This is a genomic window from Burkholderia sp. IT-111MI5 (assembly GCF_949752865.1).
In the GTDB taxonomy this organism is placed as follows: domain Bacteria; phylum Pseudomonadota; class Gammaproteobacteria; order Burkholderiales; family Burkholderiaceae; genus Burkholderia; species Burkholderia pyrrocinia_C.
The window spans coordinates 17,844-42,542 of record NZ_CATKIF010000066.1 but is presented as its reverse complement, the minus strand read 5'-3'; the positions used below and the strand labels follow the sequence as shown (position 1 = coordinate 42,542).

22 protein-coding genes, 1 tRNA gene and 1 pseudogene are annotated in these 24,699 nt (G+C 65.3%); 6 read left to right on the top strand and 18 right to left on the bottom strand.

The genetic code is table 11. The features are described 5' to 3' along the window. Positions 1-7: 7 nt before the first annotated feature. From ACM6JT_RS29600 to urtA, 12 genes are all read right to left on the bottom strand, one after another. Entirely contained in the window at positions 8-853 is an 846-nt protein-coding gene (locus ACM6JT_RS29600) for a transporter substrate-binding domain-containing protein (RefSeq protein WP_414857794.1), read from the bottom strand. Continuing rightward, positions 831-1,613, bottom strand: coding sequence for a thioesterase II family protein (locus ACM6JT_RS29595; RefSeq protein ID WP_414857793.1), 783 nt, complete (start codon positions 1,611-1,613; stop codon positions 831-833). Before ACM6JT_RS29595 ends, ACM6JT_RS29600 begins: the two co-directional genes overlap by 23 nt. After that, positions 1,613-2,182: a gamma carbonic anhydrase family protein gene (locus ACM6JT_RS29590; protein WP_414857792.1), complete on the bottom strand. Its 570-nt coding sequence runs from the start codon at positions 2,180-2,182 to the stop codon at positions 1,613-1,615. The genes ACM6JT_RS29595 and ACM6JT_RS29590 overlap by 1 nt, the downstream gene beginning before the upstream one ends. Further along, positions 2,179-3,336 carry a MupA/Atu3671 family FMN-dependent luciferase-like monooxygenase gene (locus ACM6JT_RS29585; RefSeq protein WP_414857791.1) on the bottom strand — a complete coding sequence of 386 codons (1,158 nt, stop codon included), beginning with the start codon at positions 3,334-3,336 and terminating at the stop codon, positions 2,179-2,181. The genes ACM6JT_RS29590 and ACM6JT_RS29585 overlap by 4 nt, the downstream gene beginning before the upstream one ends. Beyond that, positions 3,329-6,349, bottom strand: a complete 3,021-nt coding sequence (locus ACM6JT_RS29580; RefSeq protein ID WP_414857790.1) for a beta-ketoacyl synthase N-terminal-like domain-containing protein — start codon at positions 6,347-6,349, stop codon at positions 3,329-3,331. The genes ACM6JT_RS29585 and ACM6JT_RS29580 overlap by 8 nt, the downstream gene beginning before the upstream one ends. Positions 6,350-6,352: 3 nt before the next feature. After that, a complete protein-coding gene (locus tag ACM6JT_RS29575) occupies positions 6,353-8,236 on the bottom strand; it encodes a non-ribosomal peptide synthetase (protein WP_414857789.1) in 1,884 nt (627 codons plus the stop codon). A 15-nt stretch (positions 8,237-8,251) separates the two neighbouring features. Continuing rightward, positions 8,252-8,884, bottom strand: a complete 633-nt coding sequence (locus ACM6JT_RS29570; RefSeq protein ID WP_414857788.1) for a LysE family transporter — start codon at positions 8,882-8,884, stop codon at positions 8,252-8,254. 1,000 nt (positions 8,885-9,884) lie between these two features. Next, a complete protein-coding gene (urtE, locus tag ACM6JT_RS29565; protein WP_414857787.1) occupies positions 9,885-10,577 on the bottom strand; it encodes an urea ABC transporter ATP-binding subunit UrtE in 693 nt (230 codons plus the stop codon). 4 nt (positions 10,578-10,581) lie between these two features. Next, the gene (gene urtD, locus ACM6JT_RS29560; RefSeq protein WP_034182914.1) at positions 10,582-11,439 is read right to left on the bottom strand and encodes an urea ABC transporter ATP-binding protein UrtD; all 858 of its coding nucleotides are present in this window, start codon (positions 11,437-11,439) and stop codon (positions 10,582-10,584) included. Further along, entirely contained in the window at positions 11,436-12,623 is a 1,188-nt protein-coding gene (gene urtC, locus ACM6JT_RS29555; RefSeq protein ID WP_105393049.1) for an urea ABC transporter permease subunit UrtC, read from the bottom strand. Before urtC ends, urtD begins: the two co-directional genes overlap by 4 nt. Before the next feature lies 1 nt (position 12,624). Then, on the bottom strand, positions 12,625-14,244 hold the full coding sequence (gene urtB, locus ACM6JT_RS29550; RefSeq protein WP_414857786.1) for an urea ABC transporter permease subunit UrtB: 1,620 nt from the start codon (positions 14,242-14,244) through the stop codon (positions 12,625-12,627). Between the two features lie 142 nt (positions 14,245-14,386). Continuing rightward, complete coding sequence (gene urtA, locus ACM6JT_RS29545; RefSeq protein WP_034182917.1) at positions 14,387-15,694, bottom strand: urea ABC transporter substrate-binding protein; 1,308 nt, start codon at positions 15,692-15,694, stop codon at positions 14,387-14,389. A 224-nt stretch (positions 15,695-15,918) separates the two neighbouring features. Here urtA and ACM6JT_RS29540 point away from each other — a divergent pair. Continuing rightward, a pseudogene (locus ACM6JT_RS29540) lies at positions 15,919-16,053 on the top strand (beta 1,6 glucan synthase); the annotation flags it as partial. A gap of 108 nt (positions 16,054-16,161) precedes the next feature. Here the strand turns inward: ACM6JT_RS29540 and ACM6JT_RS29535 are convergent. From ACM6JT_RS29535 to hemN, 4 genes are all read right to left on the bottom strand, one after another. Further along, entirely contained in the window at positions 16,162-16,485 is a 324-nt protein-coding gene (locus ACM6JT_RS29535) for a rhodanese-like domain-containing protein (protein WP_034182919.1), read from the bottom strand. A 14-nt stretch (positions 16,486-16,499) separates the two neighbouring features. After that, positions 16,500-17,156: a protein-L-isoaspartate O-methyltransferase family protein gene (locus tag ACM6JT_RS29530; RefSeq protein ID WP_034182920.1), complete on the bottom strand. Its 657-nt coding sequence runs from the start codon at positions 17,154-17,156 to the stop codon at positions 16,500-16,502. A 104-nt stretch (positions 17,157-17,260) separates the two neighbouring features. After that, positions 17,261-17,518 (bottom strand): hypothetical protein, encoded by a 258-nt coding sequence (locus tag ACM6JT_RS29525; RefSeq protein ID WP_034182921.1) that lies wholly within the window; start codon positions 17,516-17,518, stop codon positions 17,261-17,263. Between the two features lie 84 nt (positions 17,519-17,602). Further along, positions 17,603-18,994 (bottom strand): oxygen-independent coproporphyrinogen III oxidase, encoded by a 1,392-nt coding sequence (hemN, locus tag ACM6JT_RS29520; protein WP_034182922.1) that lies wholly within the window; start codon positions 18,992-18,994, stop codon positions 17,603-17,605. A 179-nt stretch (positions 18,995-19,173) separates the two neighbouring features. On the opposite strand from hemN, the gene ACM6JT_RS29515 reads away from it, so the two are divergent. From ACM6JT_RS29515 to ACM6JT_RS29505, 3 genes are all read left to right on the top strand, one after another. Next, on the top strand, positions 19,174-19,491 hold the full coding sequence (locus ACM6JT_RS29515; protein ID WP_034183429.1) for a YkgJ family cysteine cluster protein: 318 nt from the start codon (positions 19,174-19,176) through the stop codon (positions 19,489-19,491). 144 nt (positions 19,492-19,635) lie between these two features. After that, positions 19,636-20,217 carry a DUF1439 domain-containing protein gene (locus tag ACM6JT_RS29510; RefSeq protein WP_175748776.1) on the top strand — a complete coding sequence of 194 codons (582 nt, stop codon included), beginning with the start codon at positions 19,636-19,638 and terminating at the stop codon, positions 20,215-20,217. 75 nt (positions 20,218-20,292) lie between these two features. Continuing rightward, entirely contained in the window at positions 20,293-21,123 is an 831-nt protein-coding gene (locus ACM6JT_RS29505) for an undecaprenyl-diphosphate phosphatase (protein WP_034182924.1), read from the top strand. A 115-nt stretch (positions 21,124-21,238) separates the two neighbouring features. Here the strand turns inward: ACM6JT_RS29505 and trmB are convergent, their stop codons facing one another. Together trmB and ACM6JT_RS29495 are read right to left on the bottom strand one after the other, a co-directional pair. After that, positions 21,239-22,006, bottom strand: a complete 768-nt coding sequence (gene trmB, locus ACM6JT_RS29500; RefSeq protein WP_175748777.1) for a tRNA (guanosine(46)-N7)-methyltransferase TrmB — start codon at positions 22,004-22,006, stop codon at positions 21,239-21,241. A 133-nt stretch (positions 22,007-22,139) separates the two neighbouring features. Further along, positions 22,140-22,214: transfer RNA gene (locus ACM6JT_RS29495), tRNA-Gly, on the bottom strand. A gap of 324 nt (positions 22,215-22,538) precedes the next feature. Between ACM6JT_RS29495 and ACM6JT_RS29490 the strand changes: the two genes are divergently transcribed. Both ACM6JT_RS29490 and ACM6JT_RS29485 read left to right on the top strand, forming a co-directional pair. Continuing rightward, the gene (locus tag ACM6JT_RS29490) at positions 22,539-22,883 is read left to right on the top strand and encodes a cupin domain-containing protein (protein WP_152864713.1); all 345 of its coding nucleotides are present in this window, start codon (positions 22,539-22,541) and stop codon (positions 22,881-22,883) included. Positions 22,884-23,318: 435 nt separating this feature from the next. Beyond that, a complete protein-coding gene (locus ACM6JT_RS29485; RefSeq protein ID WP_414857785.1) occupies positions 23,319-24,479 on the top strand; it encodes an enolase C-terminal domain-like protein in 1,161 nt (386 codons plus the stop codon). Positions 24,480-24,699 lie beyond the last annotated feature (220 nt).

The window sequence follows — 24,699 nt, the reverse complement described above, 5'->3', positions numbered from 1 at the left end:
TACTTCCTCAAGGATGACTGATAGGGGTTATGCAAAGTTGTCCGGCGGCCAATTCAGGCTCCGGACGGATAAGGTGAGGGAGTTGTCGATCGAAGTCCAGGCCCAGGCTGAACCCGAGACCCGGCAGCGGACGGTCGAACCAGGGAGCGTAGCGACGGACGAAGTCGGGCGCTTCCAGCACGGTGCCGAGCGCGTGGTCCACCGCCTCGTGGAACGTGCGATCCCCAGGCCGCATCATGAAACCATAGTGCTCACCGCCGAAACGCTCCTCGGTGAGTGTGACGCCGCCCTGGCGAGAGTGGAGCATCAGCCCGGCCAGGATGACCTCATCCGCCACGATGCCGTCGATCTGGCCGTCTTCGAGAAAGGCGTCGAAGGCTTCGCCGATGCTTGGGCGGCCAACGAAGTGCGGGGCGCATCCGGGAGCGCTTTCGTCGAGCAGCGCCCGATGGCTGGTCGAACCGGTGATGCCCGTGACTCGGATCGCGCGTGTGCCCGAGAGCGAACGTTCGGCCTTCAACGCCACGCGATGCGCAGTATGAAAGATGGGGCGGCTGAAAGCGACATGGCGTTGGCGCTCTTCGGTAATCGTGGTCGAGCCGCACTCGATGTCGATCGCGCCGCTGATCAGCAGTTCGGTACGGGTCGTCGAGGTGACTTCGACGGGCTGGATGCGCAACGGCGTACCCAGACGTGCGGCTAGCGCGTCGGCCACCTCGGTCGCTAGTGCGACGGAATAGCCGATCGGCCATTGTTCCTGCGTCGTGTACGAAAACGGCGGGGTATGCCGCTGGAACCCCATGCGGATCTCGCCGCGCAGGCGCAAGTATTCAAGCGTCGGTGCGGAGCGCATGTCGGCATTCCTTGTCGAGAAGTCGGCGCAACAGTGCGAGTGCGGGCGCGGGCCGCGCGCAGAGTTCGAGATGCCCGCCTGGCAGCGTGTGAAGCGTGAATTGTCCAGTGATCAAGGCTTGCCAGTGCAGCATGTCCTGCGGGCGCACCAACTGGTCCGACTCCCAGCCGAGGCCGTGGACCGTCAGCGGCAGCGGTCCCGGAAGCGGGCGCTGGGATTCCCTTCGCATCCATGCGATGTCGGCGTCCAACGTTGCGCTCAGGATGGCCTGCATCTCGGGATCGTCCAGCACCGACGGCCAAGGTTCGCCGAGGCTGGCGTACCACGCAGGGAGATCGCCCGGACGCCACGGACTGACCCGGGGAGGCATGGTGGGCACCTGAGCGGAAATTACCAGCCGGCAATGCCGGCCGTGGCGTTGCCAGAGGGCGGCCGCTACCCACCACGCGAGGGTACCGCCCATGCTGTGTCCAAAGAGGACAAGGTTCCGGTGCCCGGTGCGATGCAGGGCGGCCGCAATCTCGTACGAGAGCGCTGGCAAGGTGTCATCGAGCCGTTCCGCATAGCGGTCTTCCCGGCCCTTCAACTGCACGAGGGCGAGATCTGCGTGGAGCTCGGTTTCGACGGGCCAGCCCGAGAAGCTCGATGCACCCGCTCCCGCGTGGTGAAAGCAGACGAGGAGGCGGGGCCGTCCGCTTTCGTGTGCATTCCCACTCACGCGAAGCAGCGATCGATCCCGCCTGCTGCTATGCAGACCCATCACCGGACACCACCTGCGCGCCGAGACTCCAGCCTGATCTCGTCAGGCCGCAAGGGATGCAGATCGCGGCGATAGGCCTCGGCCAGATCCTGATATTCCCTCGCGGTGTCCCGCAGCCCTTCGATGTCACTGACGCCAAGCGTCATCAGCACGCGAGCCGGATTCCCGGAGATTAGGCTGTTGTCGGCAAACCGGGGACCGGCACCCAACTGCGAACCGGCTGTGACGAGACTGCATGAGCCCACCTTCGACCCATTCAGCAGGATCGCGCCGATGCCAATGACGGAATGCGAGCCGACGTCGCAGCCGTGCAGCATCACGCCGTGTCCGATCGTCACGTTTTCTCCTAGTGTGAGCGGATATCCAGGGTCTGCGTGGAGCATCGCGTGCTCCTGGATATTACTGCCCGCGCCAATCAGAATGCGGGCCTTGTCGCCACGGATGGTGACCCCAGGCCAGATGCTGACACCCGGCCCTATCTCGACATCGCCGATGATGACGGCATCCTCGAAAACATAGGCATCGGGGTGAATTCGGGGGCGCAGCCCCTGAAATGCGAAGAGTTTCATTTCTGTCGATGTTCGATCAGTCGGGACAGCAGGCGCAGGCTGTCGAGCACGTGGGTCTTGTCGAGGCCGAAGTCCACGAGGCAGGCTACTTCGTCCACACCCATGCGGCAGAAAGCTTCGAGCCGCGTTTGCACTTCCCTGAGATCGCCAATTAGCGAACTCGTGTTGACGTAACGCGAGAAGACCATCTCGACGAAGTCGTCGCGATCGTCGCCCAGGCTTTGGAGCGTGCGCACCTTGTCGTTGGCGTCGGCTTGATTGGCGCTCTGATGCTGGGAAACGAACGACTTCAGGTACTCAGTCAACGCCGGGCGTACTCGCTCGATGGCGCAAGACGCATCCGTATCGACATAGGTGTGCAGCATCAGGGAAACGGTGCCCGTTTCCGGATCCCATCCGGCCGCTTTACGTGCCGCGCGGTAGATTCCGATGCGGCGCTCCAGGTCTTTGGGGCCGAAATTGATCAGCGCGCTCAGCACGTTGAAGCCGCTGCGGCCGGCGAACTCCCACGCTTCCTCTCGCTGCGACGTGGTGAGCCAGACCGGCAACTCCGGCTGCACCGGCCGTGGATAGGTCACGATCGCATGAGGCTCGCCGAAGGCGTCTGAGCGCTCGATGGGCTGACCTCGCCACGCCGCGCGCACCTGCTCGAGATAATCATTGAGGATGTCGAATTTGTTCTGGAAGTTTTCTGGTTTGAGCACGAAATCCCTCACGTGCCAGCCGGGCGCGATGGCGATGTCGACTCGGCCGTTCGACAGCTGATCGACGACAGCCCACTCCTCCGCCACGCGCAGCGGGTCATGCAGCGGCAGGTTGATGCTGCCGGCGCGCAGGCGTACGCGCTGCGTCACGGTGGTCAGTGCCGCCGCGAGCAGCGCGGGATTCGGATAGGCCCCGCCGACCTCGGTGAAATGCCGCTCCGGTGTCCAGATCGCGTGAAAGCCCGCTTCGTCCACGTATCGGGCGACATCTAGCAGCAGCTCGTAAGGCCCTAGCCCGGAGATGAGTCCAGAAAAGAAAATGATGCCGAGGTTGGGCAGGGCGGCGCACGAGGGGGCCGCCCTGCCCTCGACCTGGGCGGTTCCGAGGCGCTGGAGCCTGGCGGTCAGCCGCGCCAGCTGGTCGCGGGACAGCGCGGGGGACTCAGACACTGGCAGACTCCTGAAGCAGTTGACGGGCGATCTCACGTGAGATCGCGGCGATTGAGCTGTGCTCATAGAAGCTTCGCAACGGAATTTCCACCTCGAAAGTTTCCCGCAGTCGATTGACCAGTTGGATGGCCAGCAGGGAATTGCCGCCAAGCTCGAAGAAGCTGAGTTCGGTGCTGAGTTCCGTGCCACCGAGGAATGTTTGATAGATGCCGGCGACCGGGCCTTCCACGGGATTTGACTGGTCGGCATCGACTGTCTGATTCGCAGGCCGTACACCGTTCGCATCGGCGCCATCCGTTGCGGCGGAAGTTTCCCCGGAAAGCTCGGCGCAAGACGGACAGACCGGCTCCGGTTCGATCGACCTACCTTGGCGGCGCGGCTGGAAACCGATCACCGGCTGCACCCAGTGGGTGTCCCGTGCGAAGGGATACACGGGCAGCGAGATCTTCCGCCGACTGTCCACATGCGGCTCGATGTCGATGTCTGGCGACCGGGTCCAGCCTAGCGCGACCGCCTCTAGGAAATGCGCGTATTCATCATCGATGCTGGCCATCGCTGGCACGATAACCGCTTCGCGGGCAGCGCTCTCTCGCAGGTTGCCGCGAAGCAGATTGCCCATCGCATGGCCGTGTCCGATCTCGATGAAATGACGCACCCCGAGACCGACTAGCGTGTCCACCGACGCAGCGAACTGGACCGTGCGGACCAGATGGTCGGACCAATACACAGGGTTGCGGTACTCGTACTCGGTAAGCAGTCGGCCCGTGATGTTGGAGACGATGGGCGTGCGCGCAATGCCGAAGTTCACCTCGCGTAGATGGTCGAGGAACGTGCGAGCAGCAAGCGACATCATGGGCGAGTGAAAGGCATGCGAGGTTTTGAGCCGCTGATGTGCGAGACCGCGTGCTCGCGCCAGCGCCTCGGCTTCCTCGATGATCGCGAGCGACCCCGACAGCACATATTGCCGCGGCGAGTTGTGCGCTGCCAGTGCGAGCAGCCCAGCATCGAGCATCAACCGGAACGGCTCCAGATGTTCCACGCTGAGCATCGCTCCAGCTTCGCAGGCCGCCATGACGCGTGCCCGCGCTGCTACGAGGGCACCGGCCGTCTCCAGATCGAAGACGCCGCTGACCGAGGCCGCCACCACTTCGCCGAGACTGTGTCCCATGAGGTAGTCAGGCCGGAGGCCGCTATTGATCAAGGCTTGCGCGAGTGCGTACTCGACAGCAAAGATCAGCGGCTGGGCGATTTCTGTCGGAAGGAGCTCAGCCTCGGACGTGGCCTGCCACAGGCAGGCGTGCAGACGGGTTTCGCCAGTTGGATCCAGCGCATGGACCGCGTGCTCCAGATGTTCTTTGTACGCGGGCCATTCCGCAGCCAGGGCGCGGCCCATGCCCAGCCGCTGCGTACCCTGTCCGCCAAACACGAAGGCCAGTAGCGGCGGCCGGGCGTGACGACTGCGCGGGAAGTCGCGTGAGCGCAGCCGCGTGGCCGCCTCGGAGGCGTGCCGTGCGACCACGGCGCCGCGCACTGGCAACAGCGTGCGGGCCACCCGGGACGTGTAGGCTGCATCGGCAATTGAGGTTTCGAGCGCCGCCTCGAACTGGTCGGCAAGCAGCCCGGCCATCCGCTCGAGGGCCTCGTCGGATCGGGCCGAGAACGTGAACAACTGCGCACGGCTGGCGCTGGCTGGTGCAGCCTGCGACACTGGGGGCGCACTGCGCATCACGAGGTGGCAGTTGGTCCCTCCCATGCCGAAGGCGCTCACGGCCGCGTAGCGGGTCCGGCTCATGTCCAGTTGAAGCTGACGGTCTGCGACGAAGAAGCGCGACCCATCCAGTTCCAGTTGCGGATTCACGCGCTGCAGATGCAGGGTACTGGGTACGATACCGTTCCTGAGCACGAGGGCGGTCTTGATGAGGCCGATGATTCCCGCAGCGATGTTGAAATGGCCAAAGTGACCCTTCAGCGAGCCGATTGCGCAAGGCGTGCCCTCGGGCCCGTAAGCCTGGCGGATGGCCTCGATCTCGATGGGGTCGCCGAGCACGGTCCCGGTGCCATGCGCCTCGATGAACTGCATCTCGCCAGGCGATATGCCCGACACTGCCAGTGCATCGGCGAGCACGTCGATCTGGCCGCCCACGCTGGGCGCAGTGAATCCCACCTTCTTCGACCCGTCGTTGTTGATGGCCGACCCGGCGATCACGGCTACGATGTCGTCGCCGTCCTCAACGGCGTCGCGTAGCCGCTTCAACAAAACGAGGCCAAGACCATTGGTAAAGATGGTGCCGCGCGCGTCGGCGTCGAATGGACGGCACAAGCCATCGGGTGATAGCACGCCGTCGGCCTGGTACTTGTAGCCGGCATGTTGGGGCAGGCGGATGTAGACCGACCCCGCAATCGCCTGATCGCATTCGCCTAATAAGAGACTCTGCACCGCGCTATGGACTGCGACCAGACCGGTCGAGCAGGACGTCTGGACGTTGACGCTCGGGCCTTGCAGATTCAGCTTGTACGATACCCGGTTCGCCAGAAAATCCTTGTCGTTGCCATGGCGGACCAGCATTTCGCCTAGCGCATCGACCAACTCGACTTGCTCCAGCACGCCGAATAAGTATGAGCTGAAGCCCGAACCCGCAAAGACGCCAATGCGCTGCCCGACACGGGCGGGATCGACGTTACCACGGTTGAGCAGGGTCACGGCGGCTTCCAGCATCATCCGCTGCTGCACGTCGAGTACGTCGGCCTCGCGAGCGCTCATGTCGAAATAGGCGGCATCAAACTTGTCGACATCCTCCAGAACGGCGGCGCGCTTGACGTAGTCGGGATGCGATCGCAGCTCCGGCAATACACCGGCGTCAGCGAGCTGATCGTCGCTCAGATCCTGAATCGTGCAGTGGTTTTCCAGCAGGAGTTCCCAGAGCTTGTCGACGTTGTCGGCCCCGGGAATACGGCATTCCATCGCGACAATGGCGATGTCGTTTTCGTGATTTTCGCAGTCAGTGAATGTCATGGTTTAAGCCTGAGCGTCTGGGTTCTGACGCTCGCTCCGTTGGAATTCCAATTGTCGGGTGCGGCGATGGCGCGCACTCAGGGTGTGCGAACGCACGGTGTGCGGCGTCGCATGCGCTCGCGGCGTTGCGGCGGTGCCGGGATCCTCGTCGTTAGCCAGCATGGCGGCTTGCGAGGCGAGCGTGGCGTGCTCGAAGAGCCGCACGATCGGAAGCCGGATCTGGAACGTCTCTTCGATGCGGGCGTGCAGTTCCACGATCGTCAGCGACGTGCCGCCCGACTCGAAGAAGTTGCGATGCTGATCGACCGAGTCGGTTCGCAGCACCTCTCTCCATAGCGACTCAAGCCGTTCCGTGGCCGTCGTATCGGTCGAGCGAAGCAACGACGGCACGGGCGACGGCGGTGGGCTTGCCGCCGCCAGACGAGACAACTCTGTCCGGTTGAGCTTGCCATTGGGCAATCGGGGCAATGCGGGGAGCGTCAGGATGCGCGAGGGCACCATCGCGGCTGGCAGGAGTTGGCGAAGATGAGCCATCAGGCGAGCGGCGACCTCCTGCGCAGCCTCGAGGACGGCCGCGATTCCGAGCTGGTAGCCCGAACCCGTCGTGCAGACAAAGACGTCCCGAACGCCTGGAAACGAGACGATCGCGGACTTCACTTCCAGCAGTTCGACGCGCACGCCATTGATTTTGACCTGGTCGTCGAGACGGCCGCGGATTTCGATCTCGCCATCGGCCTTGCGCAGGCCGAGATCACCAGTGCGATAGACGCTGCGGGCAGGCCCGCCGGAATGCCGAAAATCCACGAACGGCGCGAGCAGGCCTGCTTCATGCACGTAGCCGTGCGAACGCCAGGGTGTCTCGATGCAGATTTCGCCCACGACTCCCTCAGCGCAGGGACGTAATTGCTCGTCGAGAATATGCGTTGCCGATCCGGGAATCGGATGGCCAACAGGCTGAACGCCATCGCGCGGTTGCGAAGGCACGCGCTTGAAATGCTTCGCGAGCGTGGTTTCGGTCGGACCGTACAGGTTGACGATTTCGCACGCTGGAAAGCGCGCGTGCCATCGCCGCACGAGCACGCCTTCCAGCGGCTCGCCAGCGAAGAAGGCCAGCCGCATCGAGGCGATTGCTGGACGCGTGGGCGCGCTGTTGATCCAGTGGTTGGCGACCGAGGGAACGACGTGCACGGCGGTGATGGCATGCGCTTCAAGAAAATCGAAGAGGTCGCGCGCGCCTAGGTGGCGATCACCGGGAATGCACAAGGTTGCACCGTTGACAAGTGGCGTGAAGGCGTCCCGCAACCAGACGTCGAACGACATGTTGGTCAGATGTGCGAAGCGATCATCCGGTCCAATACAGAACTCATGGCCCTGCCACTGCACGAAGTGAGACAGACCCTGGTGGCTGCCCAGGATAGCCTTGGGGCGCCCAGTTGATCCCGAGGTGAACGCGATGTAGGCGTGGTCGGTGTCGATGGCCGCGAAGCGGGCCGGTGACGCTTGGGCCAGTTCGAATTGCGTCGTCGCGCCGCAGCGTATCGTCACGGCAGGCGGGACGCTGCCGAACATCAGGTGTTGGCGCTCTTCCGGCAGCCCGTCGTCGATGTTCATCAGGACGCAGCCGTGCGAGCAGACGGCCAAAGCTGCCACGATGGTCTCGAGGCTACGATGGCCCACGACGGCGACGACGCTGCCGGGCGCGACGGCCTGCGCCAAGCGAGATCGCATCGCGTCAACCCGTTGCGCCAGCACGTCGTAACGGACGGCCTGCCCGGGCTCCTCGATGGCGACCCGACCGGCGTATCGTTCGCAGCTCTGGCGCACCAGTTCATGCACCGCATGCAACACGGATGGTTCATGCATATGCGGATCGGGATGATGGTTCATGGATAGGCTCATGGCTCAGTGGGCCACGCGCTGGAAGGTCGCTAGCACGACGGCTGCCAGCATGAACAGCGAACCAAAGGTCTTGTTCAGCATCGAGACGTGCCGCTCGGTTTTCAGGTAGATGAGTGCCTTCGAGGCAAGCCCCGTATAGCCAGCCATCACCACCAGGTCGGTGAAGGCGAAGGTGAGCGCGATAGCGAGGTACTGAGATGTCAGCGGGGCGTTCGAGTCGATGAACTGCGGAATGACTGCCAGCATGAAGAGGTAACCTTTCGGGTTCACCGAGTTCAGCGCAATGCCTTTTCCAACGAGCTTGAGGATGCCGATCTTCGGCGCATCCGAGCGCGAAACATGGATCGGCGAGCCCTTGGTGCGCCACTGACCGAATCCAAGGTAAAAGAGGTAAGCCACGCCAGCCCATTTGATGATATTGAACGTTATGGGCGAAGCCTGAATCACTGCGCCAAGCCCCACCACAACCGCGAAAAATACCGCCCAGAGGCCGAGCACCAGTCCAACGACACCCAAATACCCACGCTTGAATCCATAGTTCAGCCCGTTGGTCATGGAAAATACGGAACCCGAACCAGGCGATAGCGAGAAGATCCAGGAGGCGAGAAAACAGGTAATCCAGGTGTCGATTTTCATGGCGGCAGTTTTCTAAAAATAGGTGAAGCGATTGGGCCATCGAACGCGATATAGCCTGCCGGACCGTCAGGATGGAGTCCGGGGGCGTTTCAACGTTTCTGGAGGCAGTGTTTTACTGAGGCCGGCTTCTGTCCGGGCCGTGAGGGGCGGTTTGCGGACATATCCGCGTGGTCCGGCAACTCAGGCAACAATCCTATCAATGCCGTGATGCGGCAAAGCGAGAGTCAAACACTTTAGTTAGCGGTGAATTTTTCTAAACATGCCACGGCGGTACGCGGCGCCATGCGGCATGGCAAGCTTATAGAGTCGAACGGTCGCAAGATGGCCGTGCCGGTCTCGCCAAGTTGCACGAAAACTCTGGTCAGCTAGGCGCATCAGGCCGACGCATCGCTGCCTTGCCGACAGGGCGGCAGCGCAAGCGGAAAGGGTGTTGACGCGATCTCGGCCATGCTTGTAACCCTTCGTATCATTGACAAAAGGTTTTCTATTCTGGGCGCTTGTTCTTTTTTCAAGCGACGGAAGGTAAGTGAGGATGAGATGACGGCAAATGTGATTTCGATCGAGAGGCAGCGCGAATTGCGGAATCGGCAGCATAGGGTACGAGACGTATGGAACGCCTACCCGACGCTTCGTAGCTCGATGCAAAATCTTTTGCATAGCGAAACGATGTTGTCAATGGCCCGGCGTTCGCACGATGCTGTGAGCATCGATATCGGATGGGCGGCTAGAGCATTCTCGAGTTGCTGAATGCTCAGTTGGCACTTGCAGGAGCGAAGTGGCAGAGGATCCACGCACTGGCAGATTGGCGATCGGCGCGGCTTCAGTTGGCGGCGAAGCTGGGCAAGATCGGAATGTGGCGCTTGGGCAGCAGCGATGCTGCGGCAGCAATTTGATCAAGTCTTGTCAAAGTAGATCGCTGCCGATAGGTCGGCAGATATCCCTATCGGCAAGGGGGCCGTCGGGAGCGCGCCGACGGCGTGCTTTCCGCGCTCCCCGGACGCTACACCGCAATCAACTCCCGCACCCCATCCGTCTCCATGTCCCGCGCATCGCCGCCCGCGACGATCTCGCCGCGGCTCATCACCCAGTAGCGATCCGCGATCGAGCGCGCGAAATCGTAATACTGTTCGACGAGCAGCACCGTCATGTTCGATTCGTCGACGAGCTGGCGCAGCGTGCGGCCGATGTCCTGGATGATCGACGGCTGGATGCCCTCGGTCGGCTCGTCGAGGATCAGCAACTGCGGCTCGCTCATCAGCGCGCGGCCGATCGCAAGCTGCTGCTGCTGGCCGCCCGACAGGTCGCCGCCGCGCCGCGCGCGCATGTCCTTCAGCACCGGGAACAGGTCGTAGATGCGGTCTGGCACCTTCGACGGCGCCTTGCGGCTCGCCGCGCCGACCAGCAGGTTTTCCTCGACGGTCAGCCGCGGAAAGATGTCGCGGCCCTGCGGCACGTATGCGAGCCCGGCCGCGACGCGCGCATACGGCGGCAGCGCGCCGAGCGCGGTGCCGCGCCACGACACGGTGCCGCTCTTCGCGGTGACCACACCCATCAGGCAGCGCAGCAGCGTGCTCTTGCCGACGCCGTTGCGGCCGAGCAGCACGGTGAGCTTGCCGTCGTCGGCGGCGAGGTTCACGTTGCGCAGGATATGGCTGCCGCCGTAGTACTGGTTCAGACCTTCGATCTTCAGCATCGCATCATCGTCCGAGGTAAGACTCGATCACCGCGTCGTCGCGCTTGACCTGGTCGAGCGTGCCTTGCGCAAGCACCGCGCCTTCGGCCATCACCGTCACGCGGCCGGTGTCGCCGGCGAGCGCCGCGACGAATTCCATGTCGTGCTCGACGACCATCATCGAGCAGGTGCCGCGCAGCGTGTTCAGCAGTTCGGCGAGTTCCATCGTCTCGTGGTCGGTCATCCCGGCGGCCGGTTCGTCGAGCAGCAGCAGCGCGGGGCGCTGCATCAGCAGCATGCCGATCTCGAGCCGCTGCTTCTGACCGTGCGACAGCTCGCCGGCTGCACGAAACGCATGGCTTTCGAGGCCGATCAGCGCGAGCGTCTCCTCGATCTTCGCCTGCGCGGTGCGGTCGAGCCGCGCGCGCAGCGACGCGAGCCAGCCCTTGTCGGTCTGCATCGCGAGTTCGAGGTTTTCCCACACCGGATGCTGCTCGAACACGGTCGGCTTCTGGAACTTGCGGCCGATACCCGCGCGCGCGATCTCCGGCTCGCTCATCCGCGCGAGGTCGAGCGTCTGGCCGAGGAACACATTGCCGGCGTCGGGGCGCGTCTTGCCGGTGATCACGTCCATCATCGTCGTCTTGCCCGCGCCGTTCGGGCCGATCACGCAGCGCAGCTCGCCCGCGTCGATCGCGAGCGACAGTTTCTTCAGCGCGCGGAAGCCGTCGAAGCTCACCTCGATATCCTCGAGGTACAGGATCGTGCCGTGCGACGTGTCGATGCCGGGCGGCACGACGCGACCCATCGATGCGGTGCCGCTGACGGCCAGCAGTTCGTCTTCCGGCGGCGGCGTGAATTGGTAGAGGGCCGTTCCGTTCATGCGCGTTTCCCCTTCGCGAGCACGGTTTCGACGAGGCCCATGATCCCGCGCGGCAGCAGCAGCGGCACGAGCACGAAGATCAGGCCGAGGAAGAACAGCCAGTATTCGGCGAAGTACGCGGTAAACAGGCTCTTCGCGCCGTTCACCGCGAACGCGCCGACGATCGGCCCGATCAGCGTGCCGCGCCCGCCCACCGCGACCCAGATCGCCATCTCGATCGAGTTGCCGGGCGACATCTCGCCGGGATTGATGATGCCGACCTGCGGCACGTACAACGCGCCCGCGATGCCGCACAGCACGGCCGACACGGTCCACACGAACAGCTTGTACGCGAGCGGGCTGTAGCCGAGGAACATCAGCCGCGTCTCGCCGTCGCGCACCGCGGTGACGACGCGCCCGAGCTTGCTCGTGACGATCGCGCGCGCGGCGATGAACGCGAGCACCAGCGTCGCGAACGTCAGCAGCAACAGCACCGTGCGCGTGCCGGGCGACGTGATCGCGAAACCCGCGATGCGCTTGAAGTCGGTGAAGCCGTTGTTGCCGCCGAAGCCGGTTTCGTTGCGATAGAACAGCAGCATCGCGGCGAACGTCAGCGCCTGCGTGATGATCGACAGGTACACGCCTTTCACGCGCGAACGGAACGTGAAGAAGCCGAACACCCACGCGAGCACGGCCGGCACGAGCACGACGAGCGCGAGCGCCCACGCGAGATGCTGCGTGCCGCTCCAGTACCACGGCAGCTGGTGCCAGTCGAGGAACACCATGAAGTCGGGCAGGTCGCTGCCGTACTTGCCGTCGCGGCCGATCTCGCGCATCAGGTACATGCCGATCGCGTAGCCGCCGAGCGCGAAGAACAGCCCGTGGCCGAGGCTCAGGATCCCGCAATAGCCCCAGACGAGATCGAGCGCGAGCGCGGCGATCGCGTAGCACATCAGCTTGCCGGCGAGCGTCATCGCGTAGGCGGACAGATGGAATGCGCTCGCTTCGGGCGCGACGAGCGCGGCGAGCGGCACGCCGACGCCGATCGCGATGCACAGCGCGACGAGCGCGAGCCACGCGCGGCGCGACAGCAGCGCAGGGCGCGGCGGCAGGCCGAGCGCGAAGCCGTCTGCCGCGCGTGCGGCTGAAGCGGGCTTCGGTGTGCCGGCGACCGGGTTCGACATCGAATCGGTTACGAAAGTCACGTCAAGCCTCCGCGCTGCGGCCCTTCGGGGCGAACATGCCCTGAGGGCGTTTCTGGATGAACAGCACGATCATCACGAGCACCGCGATCTTCGCGAGCACGGCGCCCCAGAACGGCTCGATCGCCTTGCTCGCGAGGCCGAGCCCGAAGCCGCCGAGCACGGTGCCGGCGATCTGCCCGACGCCGCCGAGCACGACCGCCATGAACGAATCGATGATGTAGTTCTGGCCGAGGTCGGGCCCCACGTTGCCGATCTGCGACAGCGCGCAGCCGCCGAGGCCGGCGATGCCCGCACCGAACGCGAACGCATACGCGTCGACGCGCGCGGTCTTCACGCCGACGCACGCGGCCATCCGGCGGTTCTGCGTGACCGCGCGCACGAACAGGCCGAGCCGCGTCTTCGTCAGCACGGCCCACGCGACGAACACCACCGCAAGCGCGAATGCGAGGATCGCGAGCCGGTTGTACGGCAGGATCAGGTTCTGCATCACGGTCACGCCGCCGCTCATCCACGACGGGTTCACGACCTGCACGTTCTGCGCGCCGAACAGCATGCGCGTCGCCTGGATCAGGATCAGGCTCACGCCGAAGGTCGCGAGCAATGTCTCGAGCGGGCGGCCGTACAGGTGCCGCAGCACGAGCCGTTCGAGCACGATGCCGACGAGCGCGGCCGTCGCGAACGACACGGGCACGGCGACGAGCGGATACCAGTCGAATGCGCCGGGCGCATAGCGCTGGATCAGCGTCTGCACGACATAGGTTGCGTACGCACCGATCATCAGGAATTCGCCGTGCGCCATGTTGATCACGCCGATCAGCCCGTACGTGATCGCGAGGCCGAGCGCGGCGAGCAGCAGCACGCTGCCGAGCGACAGGCCCGCGAACAGCGTGCCGACGATCTCGCCGCGGCGCTGCAGCGAATGCAATGCGTCGAGCCCTTGCTGCGCGGCATCGCGCACGCGCGCGTCGGGCTCCGCGTAGCTGCCGTCCGCGTTCTTCGCGACGAGCGGGCGCAGTTGTTCGATCATGTCGAGGTCGCGGCGCGCGGCCACCACCTGGACGGCTTCGAGGCGCTTCGCCGGATCGGCATCGTGCAGCGCGGCGATCGCCCACAGTGCGTCGAGCCGGCGCTTCAGCGCGGGATCGGTTTCCTTCGCACGGGCGCGGTCGATCATCGGCTTGAGCGCCGGGTCGGGCGATTTCAGCAGCGCATCGATCGCGTCGCGTCGCGCGGCGACGTCGGGCGATGCGAGCGCGAGGCCCGACAGCGCACCCGCGATCTTCGTGCGCAGCAGGTTGTTCAGCATCACGGGCTGCGCGTCGCCGGCCGGCGACGCGGCCTGCGTGAGCGCGTCGTGCGCGGTGTCGCCGCTCTGGATCAGCAGGCGGCCGTCGCCGGTCGCGAGCGCGTCGCCGGTCGACAGCGCGTTGAGCACGGCAACGGCGCGCGGATCGGCATCGGCGGCGAGCCGGTCGATCGCGGACGTCTTCGCGTCGAAGTCGTCGCCGGCAAGCGCGGCGGTATCGGCGGCCGTCAGCGCGAACGCGGCACGCGGCAGTGCACCCGCGAGGGCGGCGCACGCGACGATCGCGACGGCGGCTCGGCGAAAGCGGATAGGCATCGGGAGATCCTGTCGGGCGTGGGAAAGCGGATTCATGCGGCGAGGCGCCGGCGCTTGCGGTTCTTCACGACAAGCACGGCCGGCGCGTCGGCACCGGCATGCGAGCGGCACGTCACGCCGGTGCGCGACGCGCCGCACCGCGTCAGGCCAGCGCCGCGCGCTGCCGGCGCAGGAACGCGGGGATCGACGAGACGATGTCCGGCTTGCCCTGGTTGCCCGCGATGAACGGGCTCCACGGCTGCGCGCGCACCGCGGTCTTCGTCTTCCATACGACGTTGAACTGCCCGTCGCCGCGGATCTCGCCGATCATCACCGGCTTGTGCAGGTGATGGTTGCCATCCATCGCGAGCGTGAAGCCCGACGGCGCGGCGACGGTCTGGCCGATCATCGCGACGCGCACCTTGTCGACGTCGGTGCTCTTCGCCTTCTCGACGGCCTGCTTCCACATGTGGATGCCCACGTAGGTCGCTTCCATCGGGTCGTTGGTCACGCGCTTCGCGCCGCCCGGCAGGTTGTTCGCCTTCACCCAGGCGGCGAACTGGTCCTTGAACTTGGTGTTGGTCGGGTTCTTCACCGACATGAAGTAGTTCCACGCGGCGAGATGGCCGACGAGCGGCTTCGTGTCGATCCCGCGCAGTTCCTCCTCGCCGACCGAGAACGCGACGACCGGCACGTCGGTCGCCTTGATGCCCTGGTTGCCGAGCTCCTTGTAGAACGGCACGTTCGAGTCGCCGTTGATCGTCGAGATCACGGTCGTCTTGCCGCCCTGCGAGAAGGTCTTGATGTTCGCGACGATGGTCTGGTAATCGCTGTGGCCGAACGGCGTGTAGACCTCCTGAATGTCGGCATCCTTCACGCCCTTCGATTTCAGGAACGCGCGCAGGATCTTGTTGGTCGTGCGCGGATACACGTAGTCGGTGCCGAGCAGGAAGAAGCGCTTCGCGCCGCCGCCTTCCGCGCTCATCAGGTACTCGACGGCCGGAATCGCCTGCTGGTTCGGCGCGGCGCCCGTGTAGAACACGTTGCGCGACATTTCCTCGCCTTCGTACTGCACCGGGTAGTAGAGCAGCCCGTTCAGTTCCTCGAACACCGGCAGCACGGACTTGCGCGACACCGAGGTCCAGCAGCCGAACACGCACGCGACCTTGTCCTGCGTGAGCAACTGCCGCGCCTTCTCGGCGAACAGCGGCCAGTTCGACGCGGGATCGACCACCACGGGCTCGAGCTTGCGACCCATCACGCCGCCGCTCTTGTTGATGTCGGCGATCGTCATCAGCGCGGTGTCCTTCAGCGACGTCTCCGAGATCGCCATCGTGCCCGACAGCGAGTGCAGGATGCCGACCTTGATCGGGCCGGTGCCCGCATCGGCCGCGTGCGCGAACGGGCTCTTGCCCGCCAGCGCGAGCGCGCCGGCCATCGAACCGAACTTCAACAGACTGCGACGTTTCATCGGGTTCCCCTTGACGTGTTGGATGTGCGTGCGCCGTGGCGGCGCCGGCCATCAGGTAACGCAAGGCATGTGCCAGTCCGCATGCATGCACGCCGGACGTGCCGGTGCGGGCGAACGCGCGGTGCGCGTGACGCTTCGTGCGGCATCAATGGTCCGTTGCGGTGCAGGTTCGCGGGCGCAAATGGTGCACGGACGCGCTTCACCGTTCCGGTGCCTGCACGCGCTACCGGAACGGTGCGATTGAGCGCTATACGGACGATACGGGCGACATCCCCGCATTCTCGCCGCCGCTCGTCATCGACGACGCGCAGATTGCCGGGCTGTTAGCGATCGTCGCCGATGCGCTGAAGGAAACGGAGTGGGGCGGGAAAGCGAAACGGGCGCGCAGCGCGCGCCCGTTCGGCGGATCGTGTGGCCGGCGCGACGCCGGTCACCGTATGGCGGCGCGCGATGCGCCGCCGGAGAGATCAGTAACGCGGCACGGACGGATCGACGTCGCGCGACCACGCGTCGATCCCGCCTTGCAGGTTGTACAGCTTCGTGAAGCCGCGCGATTCGAGGAACATCGCGACCTGCGCGCTGCGCATCCCGTGATGGCACACGCAGACGATTTCCGCTTCGTCGTCGAGCTCTTCGCTGCGCGCGGGAATCTGCTGCATCGGGATCGACATGCTGCCGGCGATCTGCGCGGTCGCGATTTCCCAAGGCTCGCGCACGTCGAGCACGATCGGCGCGGGGCGCGCCGTATCGCCGAGCCATTCCGCGAGCATTGCGGGCGTCAGGATCTGCATGGAGGCTCCGCCGCTCAGAACTTGAAGCGCGACGGCTCGATCGCGTTGACGAGGTGGTCGATGTAGGTTTCGAACACGTCGGCGACGCGGTACTGCTTGTCGTCGATGCGCGTGATGATCTGCGCCTTCATCACCGGACGGCCGCCGACGAACGCCGACAGGCGGCCGCCGACCTTCAGCTGTTCGAGCATTTCCTGCGGCACGACGGGCAGGCCGCCCGCGACGCAGATCACGTCGTACGGCGCCTTGCCGGCCCAGCCGCGCGAACCGTCGCCGAGCACGACTTCCGCGTTGGTCACGCCGTCGTTGCGAAGGTTGTCTTCCGCGAACTTCGCGATCGCCGGATCGATCTCGACGGCCGTCACGTGCTGCGCGCGATGCGCGAACAGCGCGGCCAGGTAGCCCGAGCCCGCGCCGATCAGCAGCACGTTCTCGTGCTTCTTGACCGTCAGCTCCTGCAGCACACGCGCTTCGACGCGCGGGAACAGCATCTTGCTGGTGCCGCCGGGCAGCGGCAGTTCGAGATCGGCGAACGCGAGATCGCGGTATTCGGGTTGAACGTAGTTTTCACGCTTGACGATCGACAGCAGGCCCAGGACGTCCAGATCCAGCACGTCCCACGGACGGATCTGCTGTTCGATCATGTTGAAACGCGCGTTTTCGATATTCATGGTGTGGTCACGCAGCCTGGTCGGCCATCAGCGGGGGTAGATAAACTACGCGATTGTACCAAACAGGGCGGCGGTCAAGCCTTCAGGCAGCCTGCAACAGACCTTTACCCTTTGCTCTTCTTGATCTGCGCCTCGAATGCGAGGTCGAGCTTGCTCGCCTTGCGCGGCTTTTTGGGGCCGAATTCGTCGACGAACTTGACGAACTCGTCGAGCGGCAGCGGCTCGCAGCGCTTCTCTGCGGTGCCGCCGGAGCGGTCGACGAGATAGAACAGGCCGCCCGCCATCGCGACGGCCGCGAATTGCGGGTTGCCGGAGCGGGTCTTCAGGCGTTCGACCGCGTAGGTCGCTTTGGTGGTGCGCATCGTGCGGGTTCTGGCGGAGCGGAAGCCTCACACTGTAGCAAACCGGCGGCACGCCCGCGTGCGGCCGCCGGTTTGGCGCTGGCGCTAGACCGTGCGCGAGTAGCGCTGTTGAGACGTCTGCCCGAGATACGCGTCGAACGCCATCGCGATGTTGCGCACGACCATTCGGCCGGCCGGATGGATCGTCAGGCGGTCGCGCGCGATCGTCAGCAGCCCGTCGCGCTCGAACGGGCGCAGCGCGTCGAGCTCGCGCGCGAAATGATCGGCGAAGCGGATGCCGTGCGCGGCCTCGACATGCGAGAACGGCAGGTCGAGGTTGCACATCAGTTGCGTGATCACGTCGCGGCGCAGCCGGTCGTCGGGCGTGAGCCGCACGCCGCGCACGATCGGCAGCCGGCCCGCGTCGAGCGCGGCGCCGTACGCGGGCAGGTCCTTCGCGTTCTGCGCGTAGACGTCGCCGACCTTGCCGATCGACGACACGCCGAAACCGACGAGGTCGGTATCCGCGCGCGTGCTGTAGCCCTGGAAATTGCGCTGCAGCGTGCCGTTCTGTTGTGCTCGCACGAGTTCGTCGGACGGCCGAGCGAAGTGGTCCATCCCGATGTACACGTAGCCGGCCGACGTCAGCATGTCGATCGCGAGGCCGAGCAGCGCGATGCGCGTTTCGGGCGGCGCCAGCGTCGCATCGTCGATCTGCCGCTGCATCTTGAACAGGTGCGGCATGTGCGCGTAGCCGAACACCGACAGCCGGTCGGGCGCGAGTTCGATGATCGTCTCGAGCGTGCGCGCGAACACGGCGACCGTCTGGTGCGGCAGCCCGTAGATCAGGTCGACGCTGACCGAATGGAAGCCCGTCGCGCGCGCGGCAGCGAGCAGGTCGGCCGTCATCGCGAGCGGCTGGATGCGGTTGATCGCCTGCTGCACGACCGGATCGAAATCCTGCACGCCGAGGCTCAGCCGGTTGAAGCCGATCGTGCGCAGGTGCACGAGCGTCGCGGGCGTGACCGTGCGCGGGTCGATCTCGATCGAGAACTCGGCGTCGGCGTCCGGCGCGAGCGCGAAGTACTCGCGGGTGGCCGCCATCAGCTCGGCCGTTTCGTCGTCGGAAAGAAAGGTCGGCGTGCCGCCGCCCCAGTGCAGCTGCGTGACCGGGCGGGCCGGGTCGAACAGCGCGGCCTGCAGCGCCATCTCGCGCTTGAGCTGGTCGAGATACGGGCGCGCGCGGCGGCGGTTGTTGGTCGCAATCTTGTTGCAGCCGCAGTAGAAGCACGCGGTGTTGCAGAACGGGATGTGGAAATACAGCGACAGCTCGCTCGACGACGCGCCGGGGTCGCCGGCCGCGCGCACGTAGTCGGCCGGGTCGAAATCGTCGCGGAACTGCAGCGCGGTGGGGTACGACGTATAGCGCGGCCCGTTCGCGCCGTATTTCGTGAGCAAATCGGGACGGAACATTATGTCGGCAGAACCGGAGCTCATGATGGTCTCGCGCTTTTCACTTTTCAGATGCTTTCGAGTATATAAACGCCCGATTCGGCTGCATTGCGTAATAACGTCGCAGCCGGCGATGGCACAATGCGGGGTGGGCTGCCGGACGCCGCGTCCGGTTGCCGCACCGTTTTTTGTTGTTCGTTCGAGAGAGCCGAGTGTCCGTCGAAATGCCTGTCCGCCCGGCACCCGCCGATGTCCCGCCGCCGCACGCGTGCCGCGAGGGCTGCGGCGCGTGCTGCATCGCGCCGTCGATTTCCAGCCCGATTCCGGGCATGCCCGACGGCAAGCCGGCCGGCGTGCGCTGTGTGCAGCTCGGCGACGACCTGCGCTGCCGGATCTTCGGCCGGCCCGAGCGCCCCGCGTGCTGTTCGGGGCTGCAGCCGTCCGCCGACATGTGCGGCGCATCGCGCGGCGACGCGCTCGCGTGGCTCACGCGCCTCGAGGCCGCGACGCAGCCGTCGCCGCGTGGCGGCATCGGGCGGTAGCGGATTGCCGGCCGCGTTCGACGCGAATACGACGCATGGAACCCGCGGCGCGGGTTGAAGCACTAACTCCGGTCGATTGCCCGGCATGGGCGCAGCGCCGATCGCCCGATCGCCGCTGCGCCGGATACAGGAGATTGTTCAAGCATGACCGCACCTCGCGCGCCCGGCCGGCGCCGTTTTCTCGCCGCAACCGTCGGCGCCATCGGCGTGACGCTGTCGCTCGCCGCGTGCGCGTCGACGTTCCCGTTCATCCCCGATCACTACACGTTCTCGCGCGGCGACGTGCAGAAAGCCGTCGCGCGCAAGTTCCCGTACCAGAAGACGGTCGCGCAGGTCGTCGACGTGTCGCTCGCGAACCCGGCCGTCAACCTGCTGCCCGACCAGAACCGCGTCGCCGTGCAGCTCGACGCGAATTTCGCGAGCCCGTTCCTGCGCGCGCCCGTCAGCGGCAAGTTCACCGTGTCGGGCCAGCTCGCGTACGACGCGCCGAGCCGCTCGGTCGTGCTGAAGGCGCCGTCCGTCGACAGCCTCGTGCTCGACGGCGACGCGCAGATGTACGGGCAACAGGTCGGCGCTGCCGCCGGCCTGCTCGCGACGCAGTTGCTGACCAACTATCCGATCTACACGTTCAAGCCTGAACAGCTGCAATTTGCCGGGGTGAACTACGAACCCGGTACAATTACGATTCTTACAAACGGCATACGCGTGGCGATCGTCGAAAAATGACGTCGAACCGCGCGGCCGAGCGGGCCGCGCGGCAACCTGGCCCTTCCTTTCGACCATTTCGGAGTTGGGCCACGGATGGACTGGATCCTGATCTGCAAGGCATTGATCCTCGGCGTCGTCGAGGGGCTGACGGAATTCCTGCCGGTGTCGAGCACCGGTCACCTGATCGTCGCGGGCAGCTTCCTGAATTTCAACGATTCGCACGCGAAAACCTTCGACGTCGTGATCCAGTTCGGCGCGATCCTCGCGGTTTGCTGGGAGTACCGGCAACGGATCGCATCGATCGTGTCCGGGCTGCCGAGCCGGCCCGACGCGCGGCGCTTCACGCTGAACGTCGTGATCGCGACGATTCCCGCGATCGCCCTCGGCCTCCTGTTCGAGAAGAAGATCAAGGCCGTGCTGTTCTCGCCGGTGCCCGTCGCGTTCGCGCTCGTCGTGGGCGGCGCGATCATCCTGTGGGCCGAGGCGCGGCAGCGCGAGCGCGGCGAGCCGCCGCGCGTGATGTCGGTCGATGCACTGACGCCGCTCGATGCGCTGAAGGTCGGTATCGCGCAGTGCTTCGCGTTGATTCCCGGCATGTCGCGGTCGGGCTCGACGATCATCGGCGGGATGCTGTTCGGCCTCGACCGGCGCGTCGCCACCGAATTCTCGTTCTTCCTCGCGATTCCGATCATCTTCGGCGCGACGCTCTACGAAACCGTCAAGGACTGGCAGGCGTTCACCGTCGATTCGCTCGGCCTGTTCGCACTCGGGCTCGTCGCCGCGTTCGTCAGCGCGTTCGTGTGCGTGCGCTGGCTGCTGCGCTACGTCGCGACGCACGATTTCACGGTGTTCGCGTGGTACCGGATTGCGTTCGGGTTGTTCGTGCTGCTGGTGGGGTACAGCGGCTGGTTGAACTGGGCGTGATGCAGATACGGAGGCGAGCGCGCTTCCGAAAAAAAACGGCCCGATCGGCAGATGCCGGTCGGGCCGTTTTGTCGTCCGGGGCAGCGCAACGTGCTCCGCCTCAGCGCGGAATTGCTTAGTTTGCGCGCTTGCGGAACACCAGATCCCACACGCCGTGGCCGAGCCGCAGCCCGCGCCGTTCGAACTTCGTCACCGGGCGATAGTCGGGGCGCGGCGCGTAGTCGGTAGCCGTGTTTTCGAGCGTCGGTTCCGCGCCGAGCACTTCCAGCATCTGTTCCGCGTAGTTCTGCCAGTCGGTCGCACAGTGAATGTACGCACCGGGCTTCAGGCGCGACGCGAGATGCGCGACGAGCGGCGGCTGGATCAGCCGGCGCTTGTGGTGGCGCGCCTTGTGCCACGGATCGGGGAAGAAGATATGCACGCCGTCGAGGCTTTCCGGCGCGAGCATGTGCTCGAGCACTTCGACCGCGTCGTGCTGGATGATGCGGATGTTCGACAGGTTCTGCTCGCCGATCAGCTTCAGCAGCGCGCCGACGCCCGGCTCGTGCACTTCGACGCCGAGGAAGTCGTCGCCGGGGCGGTTCGCGGCGATTTCCGCGGTCGATGCGCCCATCCCGAAGCCGATCTCGAGGATGCGCGGCGCGCTGCGGCCGAACACCGCATTCCAGTCGGGCATCTCCGGCGCATACGGGACGACGAAGCGCGGGCCGAGCTCGTCGAGCGCGCGGCGCTGGCCGGTCGACACGCGGCCGGCGCGCGTGACGAAGCTGCGAATGCGGCGGTGGTGCAGCGGATTGACTCCGTCGGCGCCGTCGGCGGCTTCGTCGGGAATGGCGTCGTCGTGCGGCGGCAGGCCGGCTTCGTTCGGATCGTCGTGCATCATCGGTACAGAGAAAGGCGTTGTTGCGGGCGAGGGCCCGTTGCGCGCAGCAGTGTGTCGGGTGAACCGGCACATGGTACAAAAAAGCCGCCTTCGACGAGGCGGCTTTTGCGCAGGCTGCCGTGCAGCCGGAAAGTGGAGCGGGCGATGGGAATCGAACCCACGTCATCAGCTTGGGAAGCTGAGGTAATGGCCATTATACGACGCCCGCAGAACGCGCAATTCTACAGGGTTTGACGTGGGGATGGCAAGCGGGCGGTTTGGGGTGATGGCAGCGAAACTGGCATGGCTGGATCGTGGGGCGGTGGCGTCGCCGAGAATGGTCGTCAAAGATCGGCCAAAAACGGTCCGTCGACGCGATTTGCTCGAATGGTTGAATCCGCAAATCTGGGGCCATTCCGCCCGAGCCAGGGGGCAGCGCGCTTACACCCGAGCCGGTGTCGAAAATAGACGAGTCGGTGTCGGAAGCATACAAGCCCCGGTAGCGCTTCCGAACTAACGTGACGGATCACTTACCCGATCGTTTGGAGCTGACATGTCCGATTTCATCACCGTTTTGCGCGAAACCTGCCCGACTCCGGTCCTTGACGCGACCAAGTGGAAGCGCATCGGCGGCGATCCGCACACCGTGAACCTCAACGCTTACGTCTCCAAGGACGGCAGCAAGATCATGGGCACCTGGATCTGCACCCCGGGCAAGTTCGAGGTGAACTACGAGAAATGGGAGTACTGCCACTTCCTCGACGGTTACTGCATCATCACGCCGGAAGGCGAGGAGTCGGTGCACCTGAAAGCCGGCGATGTGTTCGTGATTGAACCCGGCATGAAAGGAACCTGGGAAGTGGTGGAGACGGTGCGCAAGTACTTCGTCTTCGCCTGAGCGGGCTTGTAGATTCGTCCACGCATATCGTCGTCGCCCGGATACCTTCCCGGTTCGCGGCCTCTGTCATCGCGGCCCTTGCATGTTGCAAGGGCCCATGCACATTAAGAACAAGATGACGCTCGCAGAACGCGTATGCCGGGCGGTTGCGGGGCGTATCCGGGCCTACACCGTTGTTTCGTCCACAGGATTGCCGGGATAGCGATTCGGGCCGGTCGAACGGCTGTCGCGCCCGTGGTATCGGTCCGCGGCATCTTCGCCGTGATCAAGGCCGACTTCCCTGCGACCGTACAGCCGTGGCGGCGAGATGGCCGACACCGGTAACGAACGCCTGCGCCCGGCCGCGCCAGCGCCTATGATGCAGCGGTCTGCTTATCGTTCCGGCCGCACCGCTTGAACCATCGCATGCGCCGGACGCCCCACCGGAACCCGACCATGCGCATCACTGCCATCCATGAGCAAGCGATCCCCGTCTCCCGTTACGCCGACCCGTCCATTCCATCCGGCGGGCTGACGACAAGTGTCGTCGCGGTCGTCACCGACGTCGTGCGCGACGGCCGCCCGGTGACAGGATACGGCTACGCATCGGTCGGCCGTTTCGCGCAGGGCGGCCTGATCCGCGAACGGTTCGCGCCGCGCCTGCTGGCCGCCGCCGACACGCTTGCCGACGAAGCCGGCACCAACCTCGACCCGTTCCACGCTTGGCGCGCGATGATGGCCGGCGAAAAACCCGGCGGGCACGGCGAACGATGCGTCGCAGTCGGCACGCTCGACATGGCGATCTGGGATGCCGCCGCGAAGATCGCCAACCTGCCGCTTCATCGCTTTCTCGCCGACCGGCTTGAACGCGTCGCGGCATCACGCGTACGCGTGTACGCGGGCGGCGGGTACCGCTATCCGCATGACGATCTCGCACGCCTGTCGGACGAGATGCGCCGCATCGCCGATCTCGGCTACACGCATGCGAAGATCAAGATCGGCGGCGCGGAACTCGATCAGGACCGACGACGCATCGAAGCCGCCGCTGCCCAACTCGCCGGCAGCTCGCATCTCGCGGTCGACGCGATGAACACGTACGACGCAGCGACCGTGCAAGCGGCCGCGACGATGCTCGCGCCGTTCGGCCTCTGGTGGTTCGAGGACATCTGCGACCCGCACGATCTGCCGCTCCAGGCAGACCTCGCCGCGCGATACTCACCGCCGATCGCAGCAGGCGAAGCACTGTTCTCGCTCGCGGAAGCGAAGCTGCTCGACCGCTACGGCGGCCTGCGCAGCGATCGCGACGTGCTGGTGTTCGATCCGGTGCATTGCTACGGGCTGCCGGGCTATCTGCAGATCGTCGACCACTTCGTGTCGCGCGGCTGGCGGCGCGGCGCGTTCTGGCCGCATGGCGGCCATCTGTTCTCGCTGCACGTCGTTGCCGCGCTCGGGCTCGGCGGCGCGGAAGTCAATCCGTTTGCGTTCCATCCGTTCAGCGGACTCGCCGATGGCGAAACCGTCGACGCAGGCTACGCACGCGTGCCGCAGGCACCGGGCATCGGCTTCGAACTGCATGCCGACGCGCACGACGCGTTTCGCAAGCTGTCGGGCCGCTGACGCGTGAAGCGCGCCGAGCGCGATCAGCAGCGCGTCGCTGCCTGCGCAGACGAGGGCGATGGAGAGCAGATAGGAGCTCGAGATCGAGCGCTTGATGACGAAGGCGTCCTCGGGGCCGACCGACGTGAACAGGCCCGCGCCAAGCAGCAGGTCTTAGAGGAAGGCAGGGGTGTCGAGCGCGAGCGGGCCGACAACCTCTCAAGCTGAACCGGTGATGGTT

Excerpts from the sequence above, each read along its gene's own strand:
- ACM6JT_RS29485 (WP_414857785.1), top strand. The coding sequence starts at position 23,319 with ATGCGCATCACTGCCATCCATGAGCAAGCGATCCCCGTCTCCCGTTAC.
- ACM6JT_RS29505 (WP_034182924.1), top strand. The coding sequence starts at position 20,293 with ATGGACTGGATCCTGATCTGCAAGGCATTGATCCTCGGCGTCGTCGAG.
- urtE (WP_414857787.1), bottom strand. The coding sequence starts at position 10,577 with ATGCTGAAGATCGAAGGTCTGAACCAGTACTACGGCGGCAGCCATATC.
- ACM6JT_RS29595 (WP_414857793.1), bottom strand. The coding sequence starts at position 1,613 with ATGGGTCTGCATAGCAGCAGGCGGGATCGATCGCTGCTTCGCGTGAGT.
- ACM6JT_RS29580 (WP_414857790.1), bottom strand. The coding sequence starts at position 6,349 with ATGACATTCACTGACTGCGAAAATCACGAAAACGACATCGCCATTGTC.
- ACM6JT_RS29515 (WP_034183429.1), top strand. The coding sequence starts at position 19,174 with ATGCCTGTCCGCCCGGCACCCGCCGATGTCCCGCCGCCGCACGCGTGC.
- urtA (WP_034182917.1), bottom strand. The coding sequence starts at position 15,694 with ATGAAACGTCGCAGTCTGTTGAAGTTCGGTTCGATGGCCGGCGCGCTC.
- trmB (WP_175748777.1), bottom strand. The coding sequence starts at position 22,006 with ATGATGCACGACGATCCGAACGAAGCCGGCCTGCCGCCGCACGACGAC.
- ACM6JT_RS29525 (WP_034182921.1), bottom strand. The coding sequence starts at position 17,518 with ATGCGCACCACCAAAGCGACCTACGCGGTCGAACGCCTGAAGACCCGC.
- urtD (WP_034182914.1), bottom strand. The coding sequence starts at position 11,439 with ATGAACGGAACGGCCCTCTACCAATTCACGCCGCCGCCGGAAGACGAA.
- ACM6JT_RS29570 (WP_414857788.1), bottom strand. The coding sequence starts at position 8,884 with ATGAAAATCGACACCTGGATTACCTGTTTTCTCGCCTCCTGGATCTTC.
- ACM6JT_RS29535 (WP_034182919.1), bottom strand. The coding sequence starts at position 16,485 with ATGCAGATCCTGACGCCCGCAATGCTCGCGGAATGGCTCGGCGATACG.
- ACM6JT_RS29510 (WP_175748776.1), top strand. The coding sequence starts at position 19,636 with ATGACCGCACCTCGCGCGCCCGGCCGGCGCCGTTTTCTCGCCGCAACC.
- urtB (WP_414857786.1), bottom strand. The coding sequence starts at position 14,244 with ATGCCTATCCGCTTTCGCCGAGCCGCCGTCGCGATCGTCGCGTGCGCC.
- ACM6JT_RS29575 (WP_414857789.1), bottom strand. The coding sequence starts at position 8,236 with ATGAACCATCATCCCGATCCGCATATGCATGAACCATCCGTGTTGCAT.
- ACM6JT_RS29600 (WP_414857794.1), bottom strand. The coding sequence starts at position 853 with ATGCGCTCCGCACCGACGCTTGAATACTTGCGCCTGCGCGGCGAGATC.
- ACM6JT_RS29530 (WP_034182920.1), bottom strand. The coding sequence starts at position 17,156 with ATGAATATCGAAAACGCGCGTTTCAACATGATCGAACAGCAGATCCGT.
- ACM6JT_RS29490 (WP_152864713.1), top strand. The coding sequence starts at position 22,539 with ATGTCCGATTTCATCACCGTTTTGCGCGAAACCTGCCCGACTCCGGTC.
- ACM6JT_RS29590 (WP_414857792.1), bottom strand. The coding sequence starts at position 2,182 with ATGAAACTCTTCGCATTTCAGGGGCTGCGCCCCCGAATTCACCCCGAT.
- hemN (WP_034182922.1), bottom strand. The coding sequence starts at position 18,994 with ATGAGCTCCGGTTCTGCCGACATAATGTTCCGTCCCGATTTGCTCACG.